Source organism: Providencia rustigianii, from assembly GCF_900637755.1.
Taxonomy (GTDB): domain Bacteria; phylum Pseudomonadota; class Gammaproteobacteria; order Enterobacterales; family Enterobacteriaceae; genus Providencia; species Providencia rustigianii.
On sequence record NZ_LR134396.1, the window covers coordinates 3,154,635 to 3,173,877 of the forward strand.

Annotated in this window: 21 protein-coding genes, 1 other RNA gene and 1 pseudogene; 16 read left to right on the plus strand and 7 right to left on the minus strand. The window is 42.3% G+C overall.

Annotated features, from left to right (window positions below):
• Position 1: 1 nt before the first annotated feature.
• Together EL244_RS14445 and EL244_RS14450 are read right to left on the minus strand one after the other, a co-directional pair.
• Complete coding sequence (locus EL244_RS14445) at positions 2 to 859, minus strand: hypothetical protein (RefSeq protein ID WP_232004554.1); 858 nt, start codon at positions 857 to 859, stop codon at positions 2 to 4.
• Between the two features lie 100 nt (positions 860 to 959).
• Positions 960 to 1,931 (minus strand): TerC family protein, encoded by a 972-nt coding sequence (locus tag EL244_RS14450; RefSeq protein ID WP_006814176.1) that lies wholly within the window; start codon positions 1,929 to 1,931, stop codon positions 960 to 962.
• A 626-nt stretch (positions 1,932 to 2,557) separates the two neighbouring features.
• On the opposite strand from EL244_RS14450, the gene EL244_RS14460 reads away from it, so the two are divergent.
• The 5 genes from EL244_RS14460 to EL244_RS14480 all read left to right on the plus strand — a co-directional run bounded on the left by EL244_RS14460 (position 2,558) and on the right by EL244_RS14480 (position 5,039).
• On the plus strand, positions 2,558 to 3,217 hold the full coding sequence (locus tag EL244_RS14460; protein ID WP_006814178.1) for a DedA family protein: 660 nt from the start codon (positions 2,558 to 2,560) through the stop codon (positions 3,215 to 3,217).
• A gap of 149 nt (positions 3,218 to 3,366) precedes the next feature.
• Positions 3,367 to 3,672 (plus strand): ElaB/YgaM/YqjD family protein, encoded by a 306-nt coding sequence (locus tag EL244_RS14465; RefSeq protein WP_006814179.1) that lies wholly within the window; start codon positions 3,367 to 3,369, stop codon positions 3,670 to 3,672.
• A 9-nt stretch (positions 3,673 to 3,681) separates the two neighbouring features.
• The gene (locus EL244_RS14470; RefSeq protein ID WP_006814180.1) at positions 3,682 to 4,089 is read left to right on the plus strand and encodes a phage holin family protein; all 408 of its coding nucleotides are present in this window, start codon (positions 3,682 to 3,684) and stop codon (positions 4,087 to 4,089) included.
• Entirely contained in the window at positions 4,076 to 4,378 is a 303-nt protein-coding gene (locus tag EL244_RS14475; RefSeq protein ID WP_039854741.1) for a YqjK-like family protein, read from the plus strand. The genes EL244_RS14470 and EL244_RS14475 overlap by 14 nt, the downstream gene beginning before the upstream one ends.
• Before the next feature lie 265 nt (positions 4,379 to 4,643).
• Positions 4,644 to 5,039 (plus strand): DoxX family protein, encoded by a 396-nt coding sequence (locus tag EL244_RS14480; RefSeq protein ID WP_006814182.1) that lies wholly within the window; start codon positions 4,644 to 4,646, stop codon positions 5,037 to 5,039.
• A 318-nt stretch (positions 5,040 to 5,357) separates the two neighbouring features.
• On the opposite strand, the gene EL244_RS14485 is transcribed toward EL244_RS14480, so the two are convergent.
• Positions 5,358 to 6,251: a LysR family transcriptional regulator gene (locus EL244_RS14485; protein WP_006814184.1), complete on the minus strand. Its 894-nt coding sequence runs from the start codon at positions 6,249 to 6,251 to the stop codon at positions 5,358 to 5,360.
• Between the two features lie 121 nt (positions 6,252 to 6,372).
• Here EL244_RS14485 and EL244_RS14490 point away from each other — a divergent pair, with 121 nt between their 5' ends.
• The 10 genes and pseudogenes from EL244_RS14490 to dagF all read left to right on the plus strand — a co-directional run bounded on the left by EL244_RS14490 (position 6,373) and on the right by dagF (position 15,192).
• Entirely contained in the window at positions 6,373 to 7,080 is a 708-nt protein-coding gene (locus EL244_RS14490) for a pirin family protein (protein ID WP_126461803.1), read from the plus strand.
• 188 nt (positions 7,081 to 7,268) lie between these two features.
• The gene (locus EL244_RS14495; protein ID WP_115164684.1) at positions 7,269 to 9,206 is read left to right on the plus strand and encodes a BglG family transcription antiterminator; all 1,938 of its coding nucleotides are present in this window, start codon (positions 7,269 to 7,271) and stop codon (positions 9,204 to 9,206) included.
• 480 nt (positions 9,207 to 9,686) lie between these two features.
• Positions 9,687 to 10,025: a transcriptional antiterminator gene (locus EL244_RS14500; RefSeq protein WP_006814188.1), complete on the plus strand. Its 339-nt coding sequence runs from the start codon at positions 9,687 to 9,689 to the stop codon at positions 10,023 to 10,025.
• A gap of 32 nt (positions 10,026 to 10,057) precedes the next feature.
• Positions 10,058 to 10,423, plus strand: a complete 366-nt coding sequence (locus tag EL244_RS14505) for an SFCGS family glycine-rich protein (protein WP_006814189.1) — start codon at positions 10,058 to 10,060, stop codon at positions 10,421 to 10,423.
• Entirely contained in the window at positions 10,423 to 10,719 is a 297-nt protein-coding gene (locus EL244_RS14510; protein ID WP_126461806.1) for a DUF4312 family protein, read from the plus strand. The genes EL244_RS14505 and EL244_RS14510 overlap by 1 nt, the downstream gene beginning before the upstream one ends.
• Positions 10,720 to 10,745: 26 nt before the next feature.
• Positions 10,746 to 11,537 (plus strand): DUF4311 domain-containing protein, encoded by a 792-nt coding sequence (locus tag EL244_RS14515; RefSeq protein ID WP_006814191.1) that lies wholly within the window; start codon positions 10,746 to 10,748, stop codon positions 11,535 to 11,537.
• A gap of 2 nt (positions 11,538 to 11,539) precedes the next feature.
• A complete protein-coding gene (locus EL244_RS14520) occupies positions 11,540 to 12,190 on the plus strand; it encodes a DUF4310 family protein (protein ID WP_126461809.1) in 651 nt (216 codons plus the stop codon).
• A 25-nt stretch (positions 12,191 to 12,215) separates the two neighbouring features.
• Positions 12,216 to 13,355, plus strand: coding sequence for an amidohydrolase/deacetylase family metallohydrolase (locus EL244_RS14525; protein ID WP_126461812.1), 1,140 nt, complete (start codon positions 12,216 to 12,218; stop codon positions 13,353 to 13,355).
• Positions 13,339 to 14,450, plus strand: a pseudogene (locus EL244_RS14530) (DgaE family pyridoxal phosphate-dependent ammonia lyase). Before EL244_RS14525 ends, EL244_RS14530 begins: the two are co-directional and overlap by 17 nt.
• Before the next feature lies 1 nt (position 14,451).
• Positions 14,452 to 15,192 (plus strand): 2-dehydro-3-deoxy-phosphogluconate aldolase, encoded by a 741-nt coding sequence (gene dagF, locus EL244_RS14535; RefSeq protein WP_112837352.1) that lies wholly within the window; start codon positions 14,452 to 14,454, stop codon positions 15,190 to 15,192.
• 78 nt (positions 15,193 to 15,270) lie between these two features.
• On the opposite strand, the gene EL244_RS14540 is transcribed toward dagF, so the two are convergent.
• The 3 genes from EL244_RS14540 to EL244_RS14550 all read right to left on the minus strand — a co-directional run bounded on the left by EL244_RS14540 (position 15,271) and on the right by EL244_RS14550 (position 17,320).
• The gene (locus EL244_RS14540) at positions 15,271 to 16,341 is read right to left on the minus strand and encodes a 4Fe-4S binding protein (RefSeq protein ID WP_409267623.1); all 1,071 of its coding nucleotides are present in this window, start codon (positions 16,339 to 16,341) and stop codon (positions 15,271 to 15,273) included.
• Between the two features lie 83 nt (positions 16,342 to 16,424).
• Entirely contained in the window at positions 16,425 to 16,862 is a 438-nt protein-coding gene (locus EL244_RS14545) for a DMT family transporter (RefSeq protein ID WP_126461818.1), read from the minus strand.
• Between the two features lie 2 nt (positions 16,863 to 16,864).
• Positions 16,865 to 17,320, minus strand: a complete 456-nt coding sequence (locus EL244_RS14550; protein ID WP_126461820.1) for a DMT family transporter — start codon at positions 17,318 to 17,320, stop codon at positions 16,865 to 16,867.
• A 103-nt stretch (positions 17,321 to 17,423) separates the two neighbouring features.
• Between EL244_RS14550 and EL244_RS14555 the strand changes: the two genes are divergently transcribed.
• Complete coding sequence (locus EL244_RS14555; protein WP_126461823.1) at positions 17,424 to 18,353, plus strand: LysR family transcriptional regulator; 930 nt, start codon at positions 17,424 to 17,426, stop codon at positions 18,351 to 18,353.
• Positions 18,354 to 18,830: 477 nt separating this feature from the next.
• On the opposite strand, the gene rnpB is transcribed toward EL244_RS14555, so the two are convergent.
• An RNA gene (rnpB, locus tag EL244_RS14560) (RNase P RNA component class A) lies at positions 18,831 to 19,204 on the minus strand.
• Positions 19,205 to 19,243: the final 39 nt, after the last annotated feature.

A 19,243-nucleotide genomic window follows, 5' to 3' on the forward strand; every position in this document is an offset into this window, starting at 1 on the left:
GTCAATAGTCCCCAAAATATTCAGCGACTTTTTCCTCATTTACCTTCAAATTTCCTTTCCAACCCGCCCAAGGCATTTCCATATCAGAACGCCCTTTTGTATTGCTAAGTTGGTTTTCTGCACTGGTAATATCGCCAAAATCAGTCCAGCTATCGAGGGATAATGGAATAAAAGCATTCGGAATAACGCCAATTAATGCCAGTGAATGCAATATGCCTCGCAGGGTATATTTATCCCCTTTGACCAATTTCGCTTGAGATAAGCGCTTCTCAAATTTTCCCGGCGTTTCATCTTCAGGCGCATTGCGTAATAAATCCAACAGTTGGTTAAAGATTTTTTTGTCTTCATCTGTGGGTACAACCGCTTCAACGGTCAGTAAATGTCGGAGATTCAAATAAGCGTAAGTGGCATTTCCAGTATAGGAGTTTCCGTAATATAAACAGTATTGGAAATAGCTGTCATTGATATGAATACGCTTATTATAGTCACTACAAACCCAACAACAGGCATATTGGGGTTTTTCTATATAGGCATGGGCGGGTAACGTATGCAGTTTATGGTAAGCCCCTAATACAGAGCGCCCACGCAGATAACTACCACCCACTCCCGCAACAAAAGCATCCAAACAACGTTGACGTGTTAATGCCGTTTCCTGTTTTAAACTGTGCAGCTTATTAATAATATCTTGATGATCAGCAAAAGATTCAATGATATTGGCTTGCCAGTGAACCTCGTCTAATACGTCGCGTTCTTTATCAGATAAAGAGTCCAACGGATAAACTGAAACCGCCCGCTCCCCATCATATTGGCTATTTTCGTATTTATACAATTTCCGTAATACCCGCATGACTGATTGCACAGAGCGTCCTTTTATTGAGTTAAATCCAATGGATGATTACAGACAAAAAAGCGCCCAACGTTATCACTAACATTTGGACGCTTTTTAACTTAACCTAAAATTATTCGTTTATCAGATTTTTTGCTTCGTTGCGCTTATTCACAATCGCATTAATCACTAATGTCAGAATCAGAATAGCAGCAACGGTGCTTAACGAAATTGCTGTTGGAATATGATAAATATCGATTAGCAGCATCTTCACACCGATAAAGGTCAGAATAATGGCTAAACCATATTTCAGCATCGAGAACTTCTCAGCCACACCTGCTAATAAGAAGTACATTGCTCGCAGACCTAAGATAGCAAATAAGTTCGACGTTAAGACAATGAACGGGTCAGTGGTAACAGCAAAAATTGCTGGGATACTGTCTACCGCAAAAATGACATCACTAATTTCCACTAAAATTAACACTAAAATCAGTGGAGTCGCGAACAATACCCCATTGCGTTTAATGAAAAATTTCTCACCGTGCAGCTCATCCGTCATACGCAGATGCGAGCGAACCCATTTCACCAGTGGCTTATCATTGATCGGGGAATCATCTTCTTTGGCAAACGCCATCTTTATACCCGTGAATAATAAGAACGCACCGAACACATACAGGATCCAACTAAATTGCGACACTAACCAGCTACCCGCGAAGATCATAATCGTACGCAGCACGATAGCCCCAAGTACACCGTAAACTAGTACGCGGCGCTGTAAATTTGCTGGGATTGCAAAATAGCCAAACAACATTAACCAAACAAACACGTTATCGACCGCTAACGCTTTTTCTAACAGGTAGCCTGTTAAGAATGCCATAGTTTGCGTATCGGCAAATTCACGTCCAACCGTGTCATTGAAATACCACCACAAACCACCCGCAAAAATTAGCGATAACGTTACCCACAAGATGCTCCAGCCAGCCGCTTGTTTCATCGACATAGCCTGACCTTTATGTTTTCCTTGCCAAAACATGTCGACCAGCAACATAACTAGGATCATGACAGCGAAGCTGCCCCACAAAATTGGATTACCCACAGAGTTCATTTTATACCCTTACCAAACAAAAAAATGACGCAAAAAAACGGCTGATATCCAGAAGACATCAGCCGCTTAAATGTTTTTCCCTCAAGTTATCACTTTTGGTTGTAAACGATGAGCAAACCTCGCCTTCTGGCAAGGTCTCACTTACAACACAGATAACCTAAGATTAGGAATTTGTGGTGCTCGGTTACCGGGTACAATGTGTGTACCGTAATGACGATAATCCGACAGAAGAAGTTACTCCCCTTTGCTATGCGTATACGATAAGGTAATTAGTCTTAAAATGCAATAATTAGCTAACAATGATTTAATACTATTTTTTATTAACTAAACGGAAATTAACTGACTAATTATGGGAATTTCTAACTATCTATAGTGGCATCCACGTATTTTGATTATCTTTAATGGTTTAACAAATGATGAGTAAATTGTAAGAATCCCCCTCAAATTAAATGGATCCTCAAAATAAGCTTAAAATTTGCTGTTTAGTTATTTTTTGTTTTGTTAAAGTGGTCGGGTTTTACACTAACAGTCTGAAGAAACAACTCGTTCATTCAGGCATTTACTTAATCCATTTATCCCTGCCCAACAACAAGTTTGTTGCTGTTATTGCCGTTTAGGAAACATTAATGGAATTAGTTAGAGAACTTTTTTTCGCCCTTTGGCACCAAGATTACGAAACCTTATCTAACCCCTCGTTGATATGGTCCATTTACTTCATGCTTTTTGCTATCCTGCTATTAGAAAACGGGGTCTTACCCGCAGCTTTTCTACCGGGAGATAGCCTGCTGATTCTGGTTGGCGTATTAATCGCTAAAGGCACGTTAAGCTACCCCTTAACCATTGTTATTTTAACTGCTGGTGCAAGTATTGGCTGTTGGATTGGTTATATACAAGGGCGCTGGCTAAGTAATACCAAAATAGTTAAAGGATGGTTAGACCATCTTCCTGAGCACTACCATCAACGTGCCTATGGTCTGTTTCACCGCCATGGGCTTGCTGCGTTATTGATTGGTCGCTTCTTAGCGTTCGTTAGAACATTACTCCCAACCATCGCGGGTCTTGCTGGTTTAAAAAATGGTCGTTTTCAGCTATTCAACTGGTTAAGCGGTCTATTATGGGTACTGATTTTAACTGCTATTGGTTATGGGTTTGGTAAAAGTCCTATTTTCCAACAATATGAACACCGAATTATGAATGTCCTGATGCTAATTCCAGTCTGTTTATTAGTATTGGGTCTTGTCGGTAGTATCGCAGTTGTGGTTAAGAAAAAGTTTTCTCGTAAGTAAATAACCTTCTCGGATTTTATGCAGGAATAATTTTGTTATTCCTGCCTCCTTCCTTTTCAACTCTCTCAATTACTGATTGCACTTAATTCAAAAAAAGCTATTGTAGGTATTATTACGGCAACTTTTTTCTATTGATAGGAGATTCGACTATGTCATCTAACCATTCATCCGAAGATCTACGTGCAGAACTTAAATCACTCGCAGATTCTCTAGAATCGATGCTTAACACTACCCAAGATAAATCAAAAGAAGAAATTGAAGGCTTAAAGGCCAAAGCGCGTGAAGCCCTTTCCTCTTCAAGAGCAAAATTAGGGCAAGCCAGCGAAAAAATCACCGCGCAAACAAAAGAAATTGCGGGTCAGGCTGATAACTACGTCCACGAAAACCCATGGAAGAGTGTCGGAATCGGTGCCGCTGTCGGTGTTGTTCTTGGCATGTTGCTCTCTAAACGTTAATTGGTCACTATGGAACAGCCATCACCACGTCAAGGACCCGGTAAAAGGGTCCTAGATTCACTACAAAGAATATTGGGTCTTACCGTGAAAATGGTGGAGACACGTATCCAACTGATTGCGGTTGAACTCGAAGAAGAAAAACTTAACCTTGTTCATTTATTATTATTAGCAGGGCTGACACTTCTATTTACTGCATTTGGTCTGATGTGTCTTATTGGGCTGATTTTTTGGTCCGTGGATCCAATATACCGTTATCAAGCTTTAGCTATCACCACTGGCACCTTGGTGTTACTGGCGATTATCTTTGCTATTTGGACGCTAAAAAAAGCCAAACAATCGACACTGTTAGGATCAACTCGCGAACAATTACGTAAAGATACTCAAGCGTTAACGGGAGTTGATGATGAGCAAAAGTAAACGCCAATTGCTCGCAGAAAAAAAACTCAGGCTGGTTGCTGATATTGAACAGCAACGAGCCGAGTTATCGGCCAATAAACAAGATTGGTTACAAGCCACTGCCCCTTATGATCGTGCATGGCAAACCTTGATGACATTCCGCCCAATATTTATCGCAGCGACAGGGCTTATTTCAATTATCTCTCTAAGACATCCCAATCGATTTATCTCATTAAGCAAAAAAGCGATTGCGACATGGGGTTTAATTCGCACACTAAAAAGCAGCTTAAATAGCATTAATCAGAAATAGCCTATCCCATTCAGACCAAAATAGTCACTATTTGTCAATTAGATAGAGTTAACTATCTCTATTTACTCTCTTTTTCACGCCTAACTAAACACATTCAATTTTTTTGTCTATCTTTGTTAATAAGCTTAGCTTTTTATTGAATGAGTTAAGCCATAAGATAAGCGCATCAAAGATTTCTAGCCCTTTCGTGCTGAAACTTAGCTTATAACGCGATAATTATCGCAATTAGTTAAAATTTAATGACCGTTTTATCTGGAGAGATTCAATGAAAAATTTAGAAAGTGGAGCTATTTTATTAGCACGTATTTTGATGCCAATTCTGTTTATTGTTGCTGGCTACGGCAAGTTAGGTGATGCCTACGCAGGAACTCAACAATATATGCAAGCGATGGGTGTCCCGGGCTTTTTACTGCCTCTGACCATTTTACTTGAGCTGGGTGGCGGAATTGCAATTCTACTGGGTCTGTTAACCCGTACAACCGCAATTTTTACCGCATTATTCACTGCATTAACCGCGCTGCTGTTCCATACGAATTTCAGCGTTGATCCAAACAGTTTGATGTTTATGAAAAACCTGACCATCGCAGGCGGCTATATTCTGTTAGCGGTCACTGGCCCAGGTAAATTCAGTATTGACCATTTATTAAACAAGAAATGGTAATCTCGATTTTTTAGTCACTATCGAGCCAGTAGACATTAGCGTTACCCTCAATTAGACATCTTCATCCTATTTGTCCAATGCCTTTGCACCTCCTCGGAGGTGCTTTTTTTGCTTCCGTTCTCACTTCTGTCTTTGCTTTTTGCTTCTGTCTTTGCTTTCTTTTTTATTTTTGCTTTTCCGAGTAGCTCCACGAGTGATCTCTAAATAATTCGAGTTGTAGCAAGGCGGCAAGTGAAGTTATCCCTAGGAGCATACACAAGTATGTGACTAGGGTAACTTTATGAAGCCAACACAGCTACGGCTTGAAGTATGACGAGATCAAGATCTAAATAATTTAGGGATTTCACGGAGACACCATGATTTAGCCTCCCCCATACTATCGCGACGCCACGCCATAATCATATTCGATTCATGGCTAAATTCCGCCCCCACCACTTTCAGTCGACCTTCTTTAATATCCTGTTCCACCAGCGGGTATGGCATCGTTGCCACGCCTAGCCCGGCAATGAGTGCCTTACGCTTATCTTGAATACTCGATACCGTTAATCGCTGCTGTTTGTCTAACAGTTGCACGGTGATCACTGGGCGCTCACGGGCGGTATCCGCCACGGCAATTCCACGGTATTTCACCCGCGTTGTTTCTGATAGAGGTTCAGGTTCTTGATGGATAGGATGATTTGGGCTCGCCACATAAATATGATTAAGCGTATATAGAACCTTTGAGTTCACTTCCGATGATGAACGAAAATGCATATCAGGGGCGATAACAATATCCGCACGCCCATTTTCTAAACGTTCCCATGCGCCTGCTAGTACTTCAGTAATCAGTGACAACTGAGTTTCTGATTTTTCAGCCAGCTTATCGACAAGGGGAAATAACAATTCGGCAGGCACTAATGCTTCACACACGATAGTTAAGTGGGTTTCCCAACCTTTTGCTAAAGCTTCCGCATCTGAAGTCAGCTTATCCGCGGCTTCAAGGAGCACTCTGCCGCGCTCTAATAGCATGCGCCCTACATTGGTAAATTTAGTGCGATGTCCTGAACGGTCAAACAAAATAACATCAAGCTCTTCTTCTAGCTTCTGCATGGTGTAGCTTAGCGCGGAGGGAACTCGCCCTAATTCCTCAGCCGCTGCGGCAAAACTTCCACGACGATCGATTGCATCCATCACCCGTAATGACTCAAGTGTTAATGCTCTCTCTTTGCTCATGATGTATCTCTTTCAGGAAATTTGAATGAAGGAAACAGATTAACTGGCTAACAATTCAACGTCCAGATATTTATTATGACAATATATTATTACCACTATTTTTGAGTGAGGGTTAACCACTATGATGAAATTAAGATCAGCTAACCATTGTGGAAAAGCAGACTATGGTTGGCTACAAGCTCGCTATACCTTTTCATTTGGTCACTATTTTGATCCTGAGTTGATGGGATTCAAAACATTAAAAGTACTGAATCAAGAAATCATCGCGCCGGATAATGCCTTCCAACCACGGGTTTACCCACATGTAGATATTCTGAATATTATTCTGCAAGGGCATGCTGAATACCGTGATAATTTAGGCAATGTCATCAGTGCCAAGCAAGGTGAGTGTGTCAGCTTCTCCCCAAGGCCTGATTTGAGCTATAGCGAGCATAATATCTGCTCCAAAACGCCATTAACACGGTTACAACTGTGGTTAAATGCCTGTCCAGAGCAAGAATCATTGCCGCCACAAAAACTGTCATTATCAGAGCAAGAAAACCGGTTAATCGCCTCTCCAGATGGTGAAGAACAAAGCTTACAACTTCGCCAAAAAATTTGGATCAGCCAAATTTATTTAGCACCTAATCAATCAAAAACTATCTCATTGAGAGGGAAACATGCTTATTTACAGTCTATTTATGGTGGTTTACACGTTATCGGGAAGGAACCAAAACTATTAACCATGAACTGTAATGACGGCGTATTTGTTCAAGAAGAAAACCAATTAACCCTAAAATCTGAAAAAGCATTTCGTGGTTTATTGATTGATATAGGTGAGCAATTCTAGGTATCAATATTCCTCACAGGGTGACAGTTAACGGGAGATATACATCAAAATTTGCAAATAAAGCCGCAAATCTAATCATTTATACCTCCTATATACCGATCACCCTGTGTTAGAGTCCAGCCATGAGAGAGTTAAAAACCCCCATTTTTTAACTAAAACTTTTACTTTCTGATTTTAAAGGTGTTCTTGTGGCATTATTCATTCAACAGCGACACAACCAAATTTTTTCGAGAATTCTCAATGAGGTTGTGCCTCAAGATGAATTAGCCAAACTGTTTTCTGTTTCTACGCGAACAATCCGATCTGATATCAATGAAATCAACGAGCTAATTGAAGCTCACAGCGCCCATATTGTGTATGAGCGAGGACGTGGCTATCGCTTAAAAATCGAGAATGCAGAGCAATTTTCCGCATTTACTCAGCAGAATGATAACAACAGCAATATTCCCCGCACCAGTAAAGAACGTATTGATGCACTATTGTTGAAACTCCTAATGTTGTCACTGCCAGTTAAACTGGATGATATTGCTGAAGAGTGGTTTGTCAGCCGTAGCACCATTCAACAAGATATGGGCGCGGTGAGGGAACATCTTCACAAATACCAAGTTCAATTAGAAAGTATTCCTCATCAAGGCATTCGTTTGAGTGGCAGTGAATGGGCGATCCGAGCTTGTATGACTGAAGCGCTATGGCGACAATTTATCGAACAAATTACGCCAGACTTAGCCACGTTCCATCCTGATTGCATTGATAATTTGGATTTAACTTATATAGACAAAGTTATTCATAATAGTATGAATCGCTTTGATATTCGTATTAGTAATGAAGGGCATCTGTACTTAGTCTTTAACTGTGCCGTAACCATTTTACGCATTACTCGCGGTCACGAACTTACAGTGAATACCAAAAATGATGCGGTTGAAGAGGTGATTAACAAAGCCTGCGATGAAATTTCTAAAGGACTAATTTACTTTCTGGGAAATGATCTGTCCCATGCAGAACTCAACTTTTTGCATGACCAAATCATTGCCCAACGCATTAATAACCAGGATTCCACCACACAAAAAAGTGGCAGCCACAATGCACTCTCTGAACATATTTTAAATTACATCAATGATCGCTATAACTATGATTTACGCAGTGATGAAAAACTGAAAAAAGATTTAAATACCCACCTTTCCTCACTAATCACGCGGCTTCAGTATCATATTTCCACCCCAAATCCATTGCTATCAGATATAAAACAATATTATCCATTTGCCTACGATGTCACCTTAAGTGCATTAACCAGCGCCAGTAAGCATCTATTACCCTATCCCGTGAATGAAGATGAGTTGGGTTATTTAGCGGTACATATTGGCGTTAGCCTTGAGCGCAACTATGGGGCAGGCTCCATGCGTCAGACTGAGGTTTTGGTCGTGACCGATGCGGGTAACTCAACCTTTCGAGTGGTCGAATCCAAAATTATGCGTGAATTTCCACAGCTTAAATTCAGCCGTGGATTAACCCTGCAAGAATATGAGTCCTTAAGTGAAGTCACCGAAGATTTTGTTATCACGACGGTACGTATTTCTGAAAAAAATAAACCTGTGATTAAAATCGCGCCATTCCCCACGCCTTACCAGTTGGAGCAAGTCGGCCGCTTAGCCATGGTGGACCAAACTCGCCCATACATTATTGAGCGTTTTTTTGATGAGCGATTTTTTATGGTCATCAACGAAAAAATTAGCCAAGAGGCACTTTTCCAAACGGTATGCAGTAAATTGCAACAAGAAGGTTATGTCACCGCTGAGTTTTATCCCTCATTACAAGAACGTGAATCCATCGTTTCGACGCTGCTTGGCGAAGGGATCGCCCTGCCACATTCATTGGGCTTGTTAGCCAATAAAACCGTCGTTGTCACGATCCTTGCCCCCAAAGGTATTGAGTGGAATAAAGAAACGAAAGAGAATGCGTATGTCATTTTTCTGCTGGCAATCAGTAAAACGGATTACGAGGAAGCCATGGCGATTTATGATTTATTTGTCACTTTTGTCAAAGAAAAAACCACTCGCCGCTTAGTCAACGTCAAAAATTTCAATGAATTTCAAGCTATTGCTAAAGATAGTCTCGCGAGAATTCTTTAGCATAGCGTAGCTTCCACTTTTCCACGGAAAAAAGGAAGTTACGCATCTTTACGTGATCCTAACCACAACTCCATCAATTAGTTTCCCGTCAAAATGCATCCGTTGATGCGTAAATTGATCAAGTGGAAATAGAAATCCAGCGGATATCCGATTTCCACTTTGGTCATTTCCACTTTTCCGTCCTTCAGTGGGTGTCACTTCCATAAATTAAAAATAAAATTAACATATTGAATTTTAAAAATTTTTAATTTATTTATTAGAAAATACTTTATTTACATCCTATCTAAATACGTTATTTTTCCACTTACCTTCCTTTTAGACCAAAAATCACCCTATTTTCATCTTTCAATATTTCCAGCTTATTTCCACTTTGAAATGGAAATTCACTGTCTGCAAAAACACGTAGGAACCGATTAAGGTATTAGACATAAAGAAACCTCGTCATTTGATTTTTAATATTACTTTGGATTTTAAACAGTTATGAGTGAATCAGTTGTAGTTTTTAAGATGTTAGACGACGACCTTGATATCGATGAGGTCACTCAAAAACTGCTGGCAGTGATTACTGACTGGCTCAAACAGGAGGCGTGCTACACCACCGATGTACAACAACAAATGTTGGAGTCTCATCTAAAAGCCATGGTTGCCAGAGCAAAAACGGGTGAAGCATTACCTGAAGTGGATATCAGTTTATTTGACGAAATATCACCTCATTCTATCGCGTTGGCACAAAGAGTTGTCGACACACTGCCGGGCTTGGCACCTGAAGAGACTTACTTGCTCTCGGTTCACTTTGAAGTTGCCCGTTCTAATGATTAATTTTTAGCAAGATAAAGTTTGGAGAATTCATTATGAAACAAATCGTTATTGTTATCGGCGATCGTTTAGGTAAAGGTCAGAAAGTTGCAGTAGGCGTTGAAACTGCCGGAGGAAAAGCCATTGTAGTTCCCGGTGTCGCAGCAGATATGAAACTGGGCGATGTCATGCATCAAGAACAAGCTGACCTTGGAATTTCATTCTGTGGCAGCGGTGGCGCCGGAGCTATCACCGCTCAAACTAAATATGGCTACAAAGCTCGTTATGGGATGCGCTCTATTGAAGAGGGAGAAACCGCGATTGCAGATGGTTGCAATGTTTTAGGTTTCGGTTTTATGGACAAGGAAGAGTTAGGCGAGCGCTTAGTTAAAGCATTTAATAAAAAATACGGCAACGCTTAATGAAAAAATCTATCGAAACGGTGGTACGGGTGACAGGGCAAGGCGACACCAAGCAAAAAGCCATTGCTGACGCCTTAAATTCGATTCAAAAAACCGTACTTAAAGACAGCACAGACATCATTCTACGGATAGAACCTCGGGATGTTGAGATTGTTAGTGCTCACTCTCAGTCGCGGACAGAAAAATTTCTATTTCTCTTTTTGCCACGTAAACGTGAGCATTTTCGTGTCGTGCTCGACGTTTCACTAGATGTCACCTTACTTTCTGTTAACGAAATTCCATTTACAGAACAATAAAAGCAATCAGGTCTGGAGTTAATTCCATGAGTGAAACTGCATCTTTCTTAGAAATATTGGGCATGTCCCTGATTATCGGCGGTCTCTGCGGCTTTGGTTTAGGCGCAGGGGCGGCACGTATGTTCCATGCCCCCACCATTCAAGGTATGGGCGCATTCCGTACATTAGGTGAATTAAATGCTTGTGAGGGCGATCCTGCATCCCACTTCTCATTCGGCTTAGGATTTTTCTTCAACGCATGGGCATCCTCCGTTGCGGCTGGGGCATTTACCCAAGACGTTGATCACCGCATCATTCCAAACTGGGGTGCGGCAGCACTGCTTACCAAGAACCGTAGTGTGGCAGACACATTACATAATCCGAAAAAAATGGCGATCGCTTGTGCGATTATCGGGGCCTTTGTCGTCGCATTCTTAAATACCACAGCATCAGCGGTACCGGCTGCACTGCAAACGACAGCAATTAATGTGTTAGTTCCTGCGGCAAACTTACTGGTTAACACCGTGATGCCAGTTATTTTCTGGTTAGCTGCGATGGATGCCGGTCGCCGTTCAGGCTTCTGGGCAACCCTGTTCGGTGGCTGTGCACAGTTAATTATGGGTAACGCTATTCCAGGTTTGGTACTTGGTATCCTGATCGGGAAAGGCGTTGATGATAATGGCTGGAACCGTATTACGCGTACCATGATGATTACCGTTGTTCTGCTATTTGTTCTGAGTGGCTTCTTCCGTGAATTTGACCTGAAGATGATCACCTCCTTCAACCTAGATAAACCATTGTGGCTTGAATACGTCCACGGTCTGCTGAGCGGGAAATAATCATGACAACTGAAATCAACAAACAAGACTTTTGGTACGCAGAGTGGTCTTTCCCCATCTTTGTTGGGCTGCTCTCTTCGGGGATCTTTGCGGGTACCCATATGTACGTGGTTTATGGATTTGGGGCATTTAACGAAGTGGCTTTCGTCGCCATGTTACGTGCAGGTCTGGATACCGGCGTTTATGGCGCAGTTGCCGCATTCGGCGCAAGTTTCTTATTCGCCCGAATCATTGAAGGCTCCCTCGTGGGGATTCTGGATATCGGTGGCGCCCTACAAACGGGGATTGGCTTAGGTGTTCCAGCGCTATTTCTTGCCGCTGGCTGGGATATTTTAGTCACTAACTTTTGGATTTCGTTAATTACTGGATTATTCCTTGGGGTTTTAATCGGCTTAATCATTGTTTTTGCGCGTAAATTCACTATTGCACAAGCCAACTCCACATTTGGTGCCGATGTCATGATGGGTGCCGGTAATACTTCAGGTCGTTTTCTCGGTCCATTGATTATTCTGGCAGCCATGGCGGCCTCGATTCCAATTGGTATCGGCGCTCTGATTGGTGCTCTGATTTTCTATGTATGGCAAAAACCCGTAGCGGGTGGCGCGATCCTAGGTGCGATGTTGTTTGGGTATTTCTTCCCGCTCGCCGCCTAATCGTCTGAGAACTAAGAGGGCAGTTATGTATTCTCTGATAATCAAAAATGGTAAACGTATCGATGGCGAGATAATCGATATTCTGATTAAAAACGGCAAAATCGAGGCGGCGGGCCCGGAGTTGGCTCACCACCAGCAAGCTGAGAAAGTGATTGATCTTGAAGGTAAGATTTATGTTAGTGCTGGATGGATTGACTCTCATGCTCACTGTTTTGTCGAATCCCCCATCTACTTCGATGAACCTGATCTTGCCGGTGCTGCGGGCGGAGTTACCTCACTGGTTGATGCTGGAAGTGTCGGTGCCGATGATATCGACAAGTTTTATCAGCTCACGACACAATCTAAAACCAACGTCTTCTCGCTACTGAATATTTCGCGTATTGGCATCATCGCGCAAAACGAACTGTCCGATATGAGCAATATTGACGATGTTTGCTTCCAACAAGCCATTGAGCGCCATCCCGGTTTTGTCGTGGGATTAAAAGCTCGCATGAGTAAAAGTGTGGTTGGCGAAAACGGAATTGCCCCGCTGCTCCGTGCCAAAGAGATGCAGAAAAAGCACCGTTTACCATTAATGGTGCATATTGGAAATAACCCACCTAACATTGATGAAGTCGCAGATTTGCTGACTCGCGGGGATATTATTACCCACTGCTTTAATGGTAAACCCAACAAAATTCTTGGTGACGATGGCTATCTCAAGCCGTCTATCGCTCGCGCGTTAGCGCGTGGCGTGATCCTCGATGTGGGTCATGGCGGTGAAAGTTTTAGCTTTAAAGTCGCTGAACAAGCCATGCGTATTGGAACGTATCCCGACATTATTAGCTCTGATATCTATCACCGTAACCGCGTGAATGGCCCCGTTTATAGCCTTGCATTCGTGATGACTAAATTCTTGTGTATGGGCTTTAGCGCAGAGCAAATCCTACGTTGTGTGACAGAAAAAGCTGCCGACTTACTGGCGCTACCAGCTAAAGGTTATTTGAGACCCGGCTTTGATGCAGACATCACCCTATTTGACCTGAAAGAAGAGCCGACTGAGCTAACGGATGCAGAAGGAGAACGCCGCATTGGAACACAGCGTTTTGTTCCCGTTGCTGCCATCGTCGGTGGAAAACACATTATTCCTGCACAAGGCGAATCTGAACATGAAATCAATTTATGAGAAATATCAGCTAAGACACGTGATTAATGCCTCTGGTCGAATGACAATGTTAGGCGTTTCTACGCCAACGCCTGAAGTGGTTGAACGGGTTGCTTATGGACTGAATCACTATTTTGAAATTAAAGATTTAGTGAATAAAACGGGCGACTATATTGCTGAGTTATTAAACGTCGAATCAGCGGTTGTCGTTTCTTGTGCATCTGCAGGAATTGCTCAGGCAGTTGCCGCAGTCATCGTTAAAGATGACGATGATTTATTACTGAATTTACACTCATCCACCAAATCTGTTCCTCGGGAGATTATTCTACCCAAAGGGCACAATGTTAACTTTGGTGCTCCCGTGGATACCATGGTTGCGCTAGGTGGCGGAAAAGTGATTGAAGCTGGTTTTGCCAACGAATGTAATGCCACTCAGCTAGCCGCCAAAATCACCCCACAAACGGCGGCTATTTTGTACATCAAATCTCATCATACCGTGCAAAAAGTATGCTGACCGTTGCCGAAGCCGCCCAAGTAGCCCATGCACATCAATTACCGTTGATTGTCGATGCTGCCGCTGAAGAAGATTTAACGACCTATTATCAGGCAGGTGGCGACTTAGTGATTTACAGCGGTGCCAAAGCGATTGAAGGGCCCACCAGCGGTTTAGTGATGGGTAAAAAACAGTATGTAGAGTGGGTAAAACGTCAATCTCAAGGGATTGGTCGTGCCATGAAAGTGGGTAAAGAAGGTATTTTGGGCTTAACACTGGCTATCGAGCAGTATCTAACCGCGACCAAAGAAACGGGCGATGAGATGGTAAATCGCATGAGTAAATTCATTGCTGATTTAAATACGATTGCAGGTATTTCAGCCAAAGTGGTTTGGGATGCAGCTGGTCGGGATATTGCCAGAACAGAAATTAGCTTTGATGAAAAAGCGATTGGCAAAACGACCTATCAAATTATGGCTGAATTAAAACAAGGAGATACCGCGATTTATTTCCGTGAATACAAAGCCAATGAAGGTAAGGTCGAAGCCGATATTCGTAGCGTCAGTACTGAGCAGCTTGAGGTTATTTCGCAGCAGATTCGTCGATTAGTAGAAGGAATTTAATATGAAGTTGTCACCTAATTTTTACCATGACCGTGTGTGTTTGAATGTCTTAGCGGGAAGCCATCAGAACGCGAAAGATATCTATGCCGCAGCCGAGAGTTTTGTCGTCGTCGGGGTGTTATCCAAAAACTATCCCGACCTTGAAAGCGCGATTGCGGATATGAAAATCTACGCCAAAGAAGTTGATAATGCACTATCTGTCGGTCTAGGTGCTGGCGATCCAAAACAATCCACTATGGTGTCATTGATCTCTAAAGAGGTTCAGCCCCAGCACGTCAACCAAGTATTTACGGGTGCACCGATCAGCCGTGCATTATTGGGTCAAAATGAGACTTTTGTGAATGCGGTGGTATCCCCAACGGGTACAGTGGGTATGGTAAAAATTTCAACGGGTCCATTAAGTTCCCAAGCTCCTGATGGCATCGTTCCCATCGAAACAGCAATTATGATGTTGAAAGATATGGGTGCGGATTCGGTGAAATTTTTCAATATGCAAGGCTTGAAGCATATCGAAGAATATACTGCCATTGCTAAAGCCTGTGCCAAATTCGATTTTTCCTTAGAACCAACTGGCGGCATTGATTTGGATAACTTCACTGAAATTTTGCAAATCGCCCTCGATGCAGGTGTGAAGAAAATCATTCCTCATATTTACAGTTCAATTATCGACTCAGCGACGGGGGATACTCGCCCAGAAGATGTGCGTCAATTATTAGAAATGGTCAAACAAGCGGTTAATTAATCGCTATACCTAAGAAAATAGAAGCAAGACCTTTGCCCCACGCGTAGCCCAATGCAGTGGGGCTTTTTTCATTACGTACTAATGACCGATCATTTTGGCATTCGGGATAATATGGAACCAATAATTATCAGGGACAGGGCTATCCCAAACGCCTATGTAAGCTGCAACTGCGATAGTGACGAATAAAATACCTAAGGTCAAAATGGCCATCATCATTCCCGATAAGGCTATTTGGCGTTTTTTCGTCGGGGCTTGTAATGAGAAAGCCAATGTTGATGCAACTGGGCAAGATTCAACGCACGTCATGCATCCCGTACATTCTACCGTTCTGACGTTGATTAGCTTATCGACTGGAATTCGTGACGGGCAGTTTTTGGCGCACTTACCACAATCAATACAGCTTTCCACATTACGGCGAATTTTAACGGGTGAGAATAGAGAGAATATCCCCAACAGAGCACCATAAGGGCAAAGATAACGGCACCAAGCATTGCGAATAAATAAACTAGCTACCACGAGAACACACACGCTAATGAGTGAAACACCACTAATATAGCGAAAGAAATCCAGCATTTTCACGTCGATGATGATCCCATAAGGCGACATCATAAAGTATTGGATCATTTGTGCTGGCATGGAGAACGCAATATAGAGAAAGAAGGCTAATAGTAGGTATTTTAATCCTCTTAAGGGGATATCGAGCCATTTAGGAACTTTGATTTGGAAACGAAACAGTTTCTGACCTATTTTTCCTATGTATTCGGATATTGTGCCTATTGGGCACAGCCATGAGCAAAAGGATTTTTTCAGCAATAAACTGATGATAATAAAAGAAGCTAAAAGAAACATTGATGCCGCATGGATCGGAGGGAAAGTGCCAGTTTCGAGGGTGTATTTTAAATTCATTAGCCCCGCAATAGGCAGCCACCCTTCAATTCCTCCCGGACGAGGAAGATAAAACGTCGCGCCACCAGTTTCGTAATAACGAACCCAGTAATAGAAGGTAATTCCAATATAAATATTGATTGCCAATAACGTTATTTGTACGACTTTTCTCCACGTGGAGGCATTTCGCCAATCATTCCAAGGAAGTTTTCCGCCAACAGTGCCAGGACGACGTGGGTATCGTACTGAGGGTTTCTTTATCATAACCGCATATCTCTTTAACATGCATTTTAAATACCATTATTGTATTTGAATATTCAAAATGCATATTGATTTGCATCAGGGGGCTATGATGTAGCGGGTTTGATATGGCGAATTCCAATTGCGGTAAGAATCAAAATAACACCTAACGATTGAAGGTAAAAATGTTCTGGTAGGCCGTGCTGAATAATATCTATCACTACACTAGAAAGAACCTGGCCACCAATGGCTAAAATCGTCGTGAGTGTTGCGCCAAGTAGTGGCAATACATAACTGTTGATCACCACAAAAAAAGCGCCAATAATTCCGCCACAAAAGGCAATTAATGGGATATTCGCTAAATTGAGCGGAAATAGAGGCGATGTGAACAAAATGATGATACTTAGAAATAGAAACCCAATAACATGGTTTACCAATGAAGCATAAAAAGCACTGGTGACTTGAGAAAGCGCGCCATTAACACTTCGGCTTAATATAATAAAAATCCCATTGCTCAATGCAATCATGACAAAAAAAAGCAGCATGGTTATCTCCCCATCACAATTAATGCAGACCCCAAAAGCAGTAACAACACCGTTAAACCATCACGCGGGGTAATTCTTCGTTTGGTTAATCCCAATAGCCCAGCATGGTCAATCAACAGCCCCGTCACAATTTGCCCTGTCAACATTAGGACTATCGAGCCTGAAAGTGAAAGCGGGCTATTTACGGTAATGGCAGCAAGCAGGACAGTAAAAGCACCGGGAATACCGCCTAAGTAACACCAAACAGGTATTTTGATATCTGATTTATGGGTTCGAACTGTTTTTCTTCTCACCATTATCCAAATCAAAAAAGCCATAACACTGCCGATCCCGTGGGTCAACCAAGATGCATGTAGTGGAGAAGTAAACGTGGATAAATAGCTATTGCTCATAATCATTAATGTCAGCAATACGCCGGATAAAACGGCAATCATGGACAGCGTTATTTCTTTTCTCATTTTCTTTATTTCTTTGCTAATAATCTTAAAAGTATAAAGATTGATAGGAAGTCAAAAAAGGCATATAAAAGAAAAAGTCTGTTTCCTATTGGTTGACAATAAAATGATTGATATAGATTATTCGCTAATTCCGATTTTTATCACTGTTGTAGAACAAGGTAGCTTAACGAAGGCAGCTGATACGCTACATATGACCAAATCCGCGGTCAGTAAGAAGCTAATGGCGTTTGAAACGCAAACCGGGATACGTCTAATAACACGTTCAACTCGCCACCTACAACTAACTGAAGCTGGCGAAATCTATTATTCTTGGCTCAAAAAAGCACATGAAACCATCAATGATGGAAGAGAGGCTATTGCCCGTTATGCAGATACGGTAGACGGTATATTGAAGATCAGCGCACCGATGATTTTTGGTACGTTGCACCTTAATAAGCTATTACCTGAATTTTTAAAGCGGTGGCCACAATTACGCACTGAAATTATTTTTGACGATAAGCTGGTCGATCTTATCGGTGAGGGTTTTGATATAGCGATACGAATAGGTGAATTGCAGGATTCATCGTTGATATCTCGAACACTGTCACCATGTCGAAGTGTGTTGTGCGCCTCTCCTGCTTGGCTAGAAGAACGCGGAATACCAAAAAATCTTCAAGAATTAGCGGAACATAATTGCTTATTGTACAGTTACTTTCAGGCTGGGCAGACATGGAGTTTTACTCATCTTGGTGAGAAAGTGAGATTTACTCCAAAAGGGAACTTTCGTGCCAATAATAGCCTATCTTTACATCAGGCTGCGTTACAAGGGTTAGGGGTCTGCCAACTGCCACAATTCATTGTTGCACCAGACATTCTCGCTGGGCGTTTAATTCCATTGCTCCCTGATTATCACCTGCCACTCCATCACATTTATGCGGTGTATCCAGACAAAGAGTTTTTACCAAAGAAAGTCAGCGCCTTTTTGGATTTTTTACAAGAAAAATTCAACAAATCAAGTGATTACCAAAATGATTATGAACGAGTTCTCTATTGATATTTATGACTTGATGTAACCGAATGGCGAGAAATAAAAAAACAATTAAGTGTAGTATTATCAATTAATTAGATTTTTTTCTAAACAATTTAAGATTTTTTCTAGATAGTTCGAGGTGTGCCAAGGCGGCAAAATGAGGAAATCCCTAGGAGCATACACAAGTATGTGACTAGGGTTGACGAGTGAAGCCAACGCAGTCACAACTTGAAATATGACGAAAAAAATTTTTCTAGATAGTTCGAGATGTGCCAAGGCGGCAAAATGAGGATATCTCGGGGAGCATACACAAGTATGTGACCAGAGTAGCCAAGTGTAGTCAACGCAGTTGCACCACTAAATATGACGAAAAAAATTTTTCTAGATAGTTCGAGATGTGCCAAGGCGGCAAAATGAGGAAATCCCTAGGAGCATACACAAGTATGTGACTAGGGTTGACGAGTGAAGCCAACGCAGTCACAACTTGAAATATGACGAAAAAATGGGAGTTGGCCGATAAGCCGGGTTCTGTCGTGGACAACCATTCATCTAGGCCAGCACTTGCGCACTGGCTCCAGCAACCTACCCGAGTTCAATGCGGGCCGCACCATATGAACCCCTATTTGGTCTTGCTCCGGGTGGAGTTTACCATGCCACGAACTGTTGCCAGTCGCGCGGTGCGCTCTTACCGCACCCTTTCACCCTTACCTGATCCTGTAAACAGGCCATCGGCGGTTTGCTCTCTGTTGCACTTGTCGTAGGCTCGCGCCTCCCAGACGTTATCTGGCACCCTGCCCTATGGAGCCCGGACTTTCCTCCCCTCTACCCGTCTCCCGAAGGGACTACGATAAAGCAGCGGTTGTCTAGCCAACTCCGCGGCGAATTATAGGCACTTTACGGTAGCTTGTACAGGC

Excerpts from the sequence above, each read along its gene's own strand:
- EL244_RS14525 (WP_126461812.1), top strand. The coding sequence starts at position 12,216 with ATGTATTCTCTGATAATCAAAAATGGTAAACGTATCGATGGCGAGATA.
- EL244_RS14540 (WP_409267623.1), bottom strand. The coding sequence starts at position 16,341 with ATGATAAAGAAACCCTCAGTACGATACCCACGTCGTCCTGGCACTGTT.
- EL244_RS14475 (WP_039854741.1), top strand. The coding sequence starts at position 4,076 with ATGAGCAAAAGTAAACGCCAATTGCTCGCAGAAAAAAAACTCAGGCTG.
- EL244_RS14555 (WP_126461823.1), top strand. The coding sequence starts at position 17,424 with ATGATTGATATAGATTATTCGCTAATTCCGATTTTTATCACTGTTGTA.
- EL244_RS14485 (WP_006814184.1), bottom strand. The coding sequence starts at position 6,251 with ATGAGCAAAGAGAGAGCATTAACACTTGAGTCATTACGGGTGATGGAT.
- EL244_RS14450 (WP_006814176.1), bottom strand. The coding sequence starts at position 1,931 with ATGAACTCTGTGGGTAATCCAATTTTGTGGGGCAGCTTCGCTGTCATG.
- EL244_RS14460 (WP_006814178.1), top strand. The coding sequence starts at position 2,558 with ATGGAATTAGTTAGAGAACTTTTTTTCGCCCTTTGGCACCAAGATTAC.
- EL244_RS14515 (WP_006814191.1), top strand. The coding sequence starts at position 10,746 with ATGAGTGAAACTGCATCTTTCTTAGAAATATTGGGCATGTCCCTGATT.
- EL244_RS14490 (WP_126461803.1), top strand. The coding sequence starts at position 6,373 with ATGATGAAATTAAGATCAGCTAACCATTGTGGAAAAGCAGACTATGGT.
- EL244_RS14510 (WP_126461806.1), top strand. The coding sequence starts at position 10,423 with ATGAAAAAATCTATCGAAACGGTGGTACGGGTGACAGGGCAAGGCGAC.
- dagF (WP_112837352.1), top strand. The coding sequence starts at position 14,452 with ATGAAGTTGTCACCTAATTTTTACCATGACCGTGTGTGTTTGAATGTC.
- EL244_RS14545 (WP_126461818.1), bottom strand. The coding sequence starts at position 16,862 with ATGCTGCTTTTTTTTGTCATGATTGCATTGAGCAATGGGATTTTTATT.
- EL244_RS14465 (WP_006814179.1), top strand. The coding sequence starts at position 3,367 with ATGTCATCTAACCATTCATCCGAAGATCTACGTGCAGAACTTAAATCA.
- EL244_RS14520 (WP_126461809.1), top strand. The coding sequence starts at position 11,540 with ATGACAACTGAAATCAACAAACAAGACTTTTGGTACGCAGAGTGGTCT.
- EL244_RS14470 (WP_006814180.1), top strand. The coding sequence starts at position 3,682 with ATGGAACAGCCATCACCACGTCAAGGACCCGGTAAAAGGGTCCTAGAT.
- EL244_RS14500 (WP_006814188.1), top strand. The coding sequence starts at position 9,687 with ATGAGTGAATCAGTTGTAGTTTTTAAGATGTTAGACGACGACCTTGAT.
- EL244_RS14550 (WP_126461820.1), bottom strand. The coding sequence starts at position 17,320 with ATGAGAAAAGAAATAACGCTGTCCATGATTGCCGTTTTATCCGGCGTA.
- EL244_RS14480 (WP_006814182.1), top strand. The coding sequence starts at position 4,644 with ATGAAAAATTTAGAAAGTGGAGCTATTTTATTAGCACGTATTTTGATG.
- EL244_RS14505 (WP_006814189.1), top strand. The coding sequence starts at position 10,058 with ATGAAACAAATCGTTATTGTTATCGGCGATCGTTTAGGTAAAGGTCAG.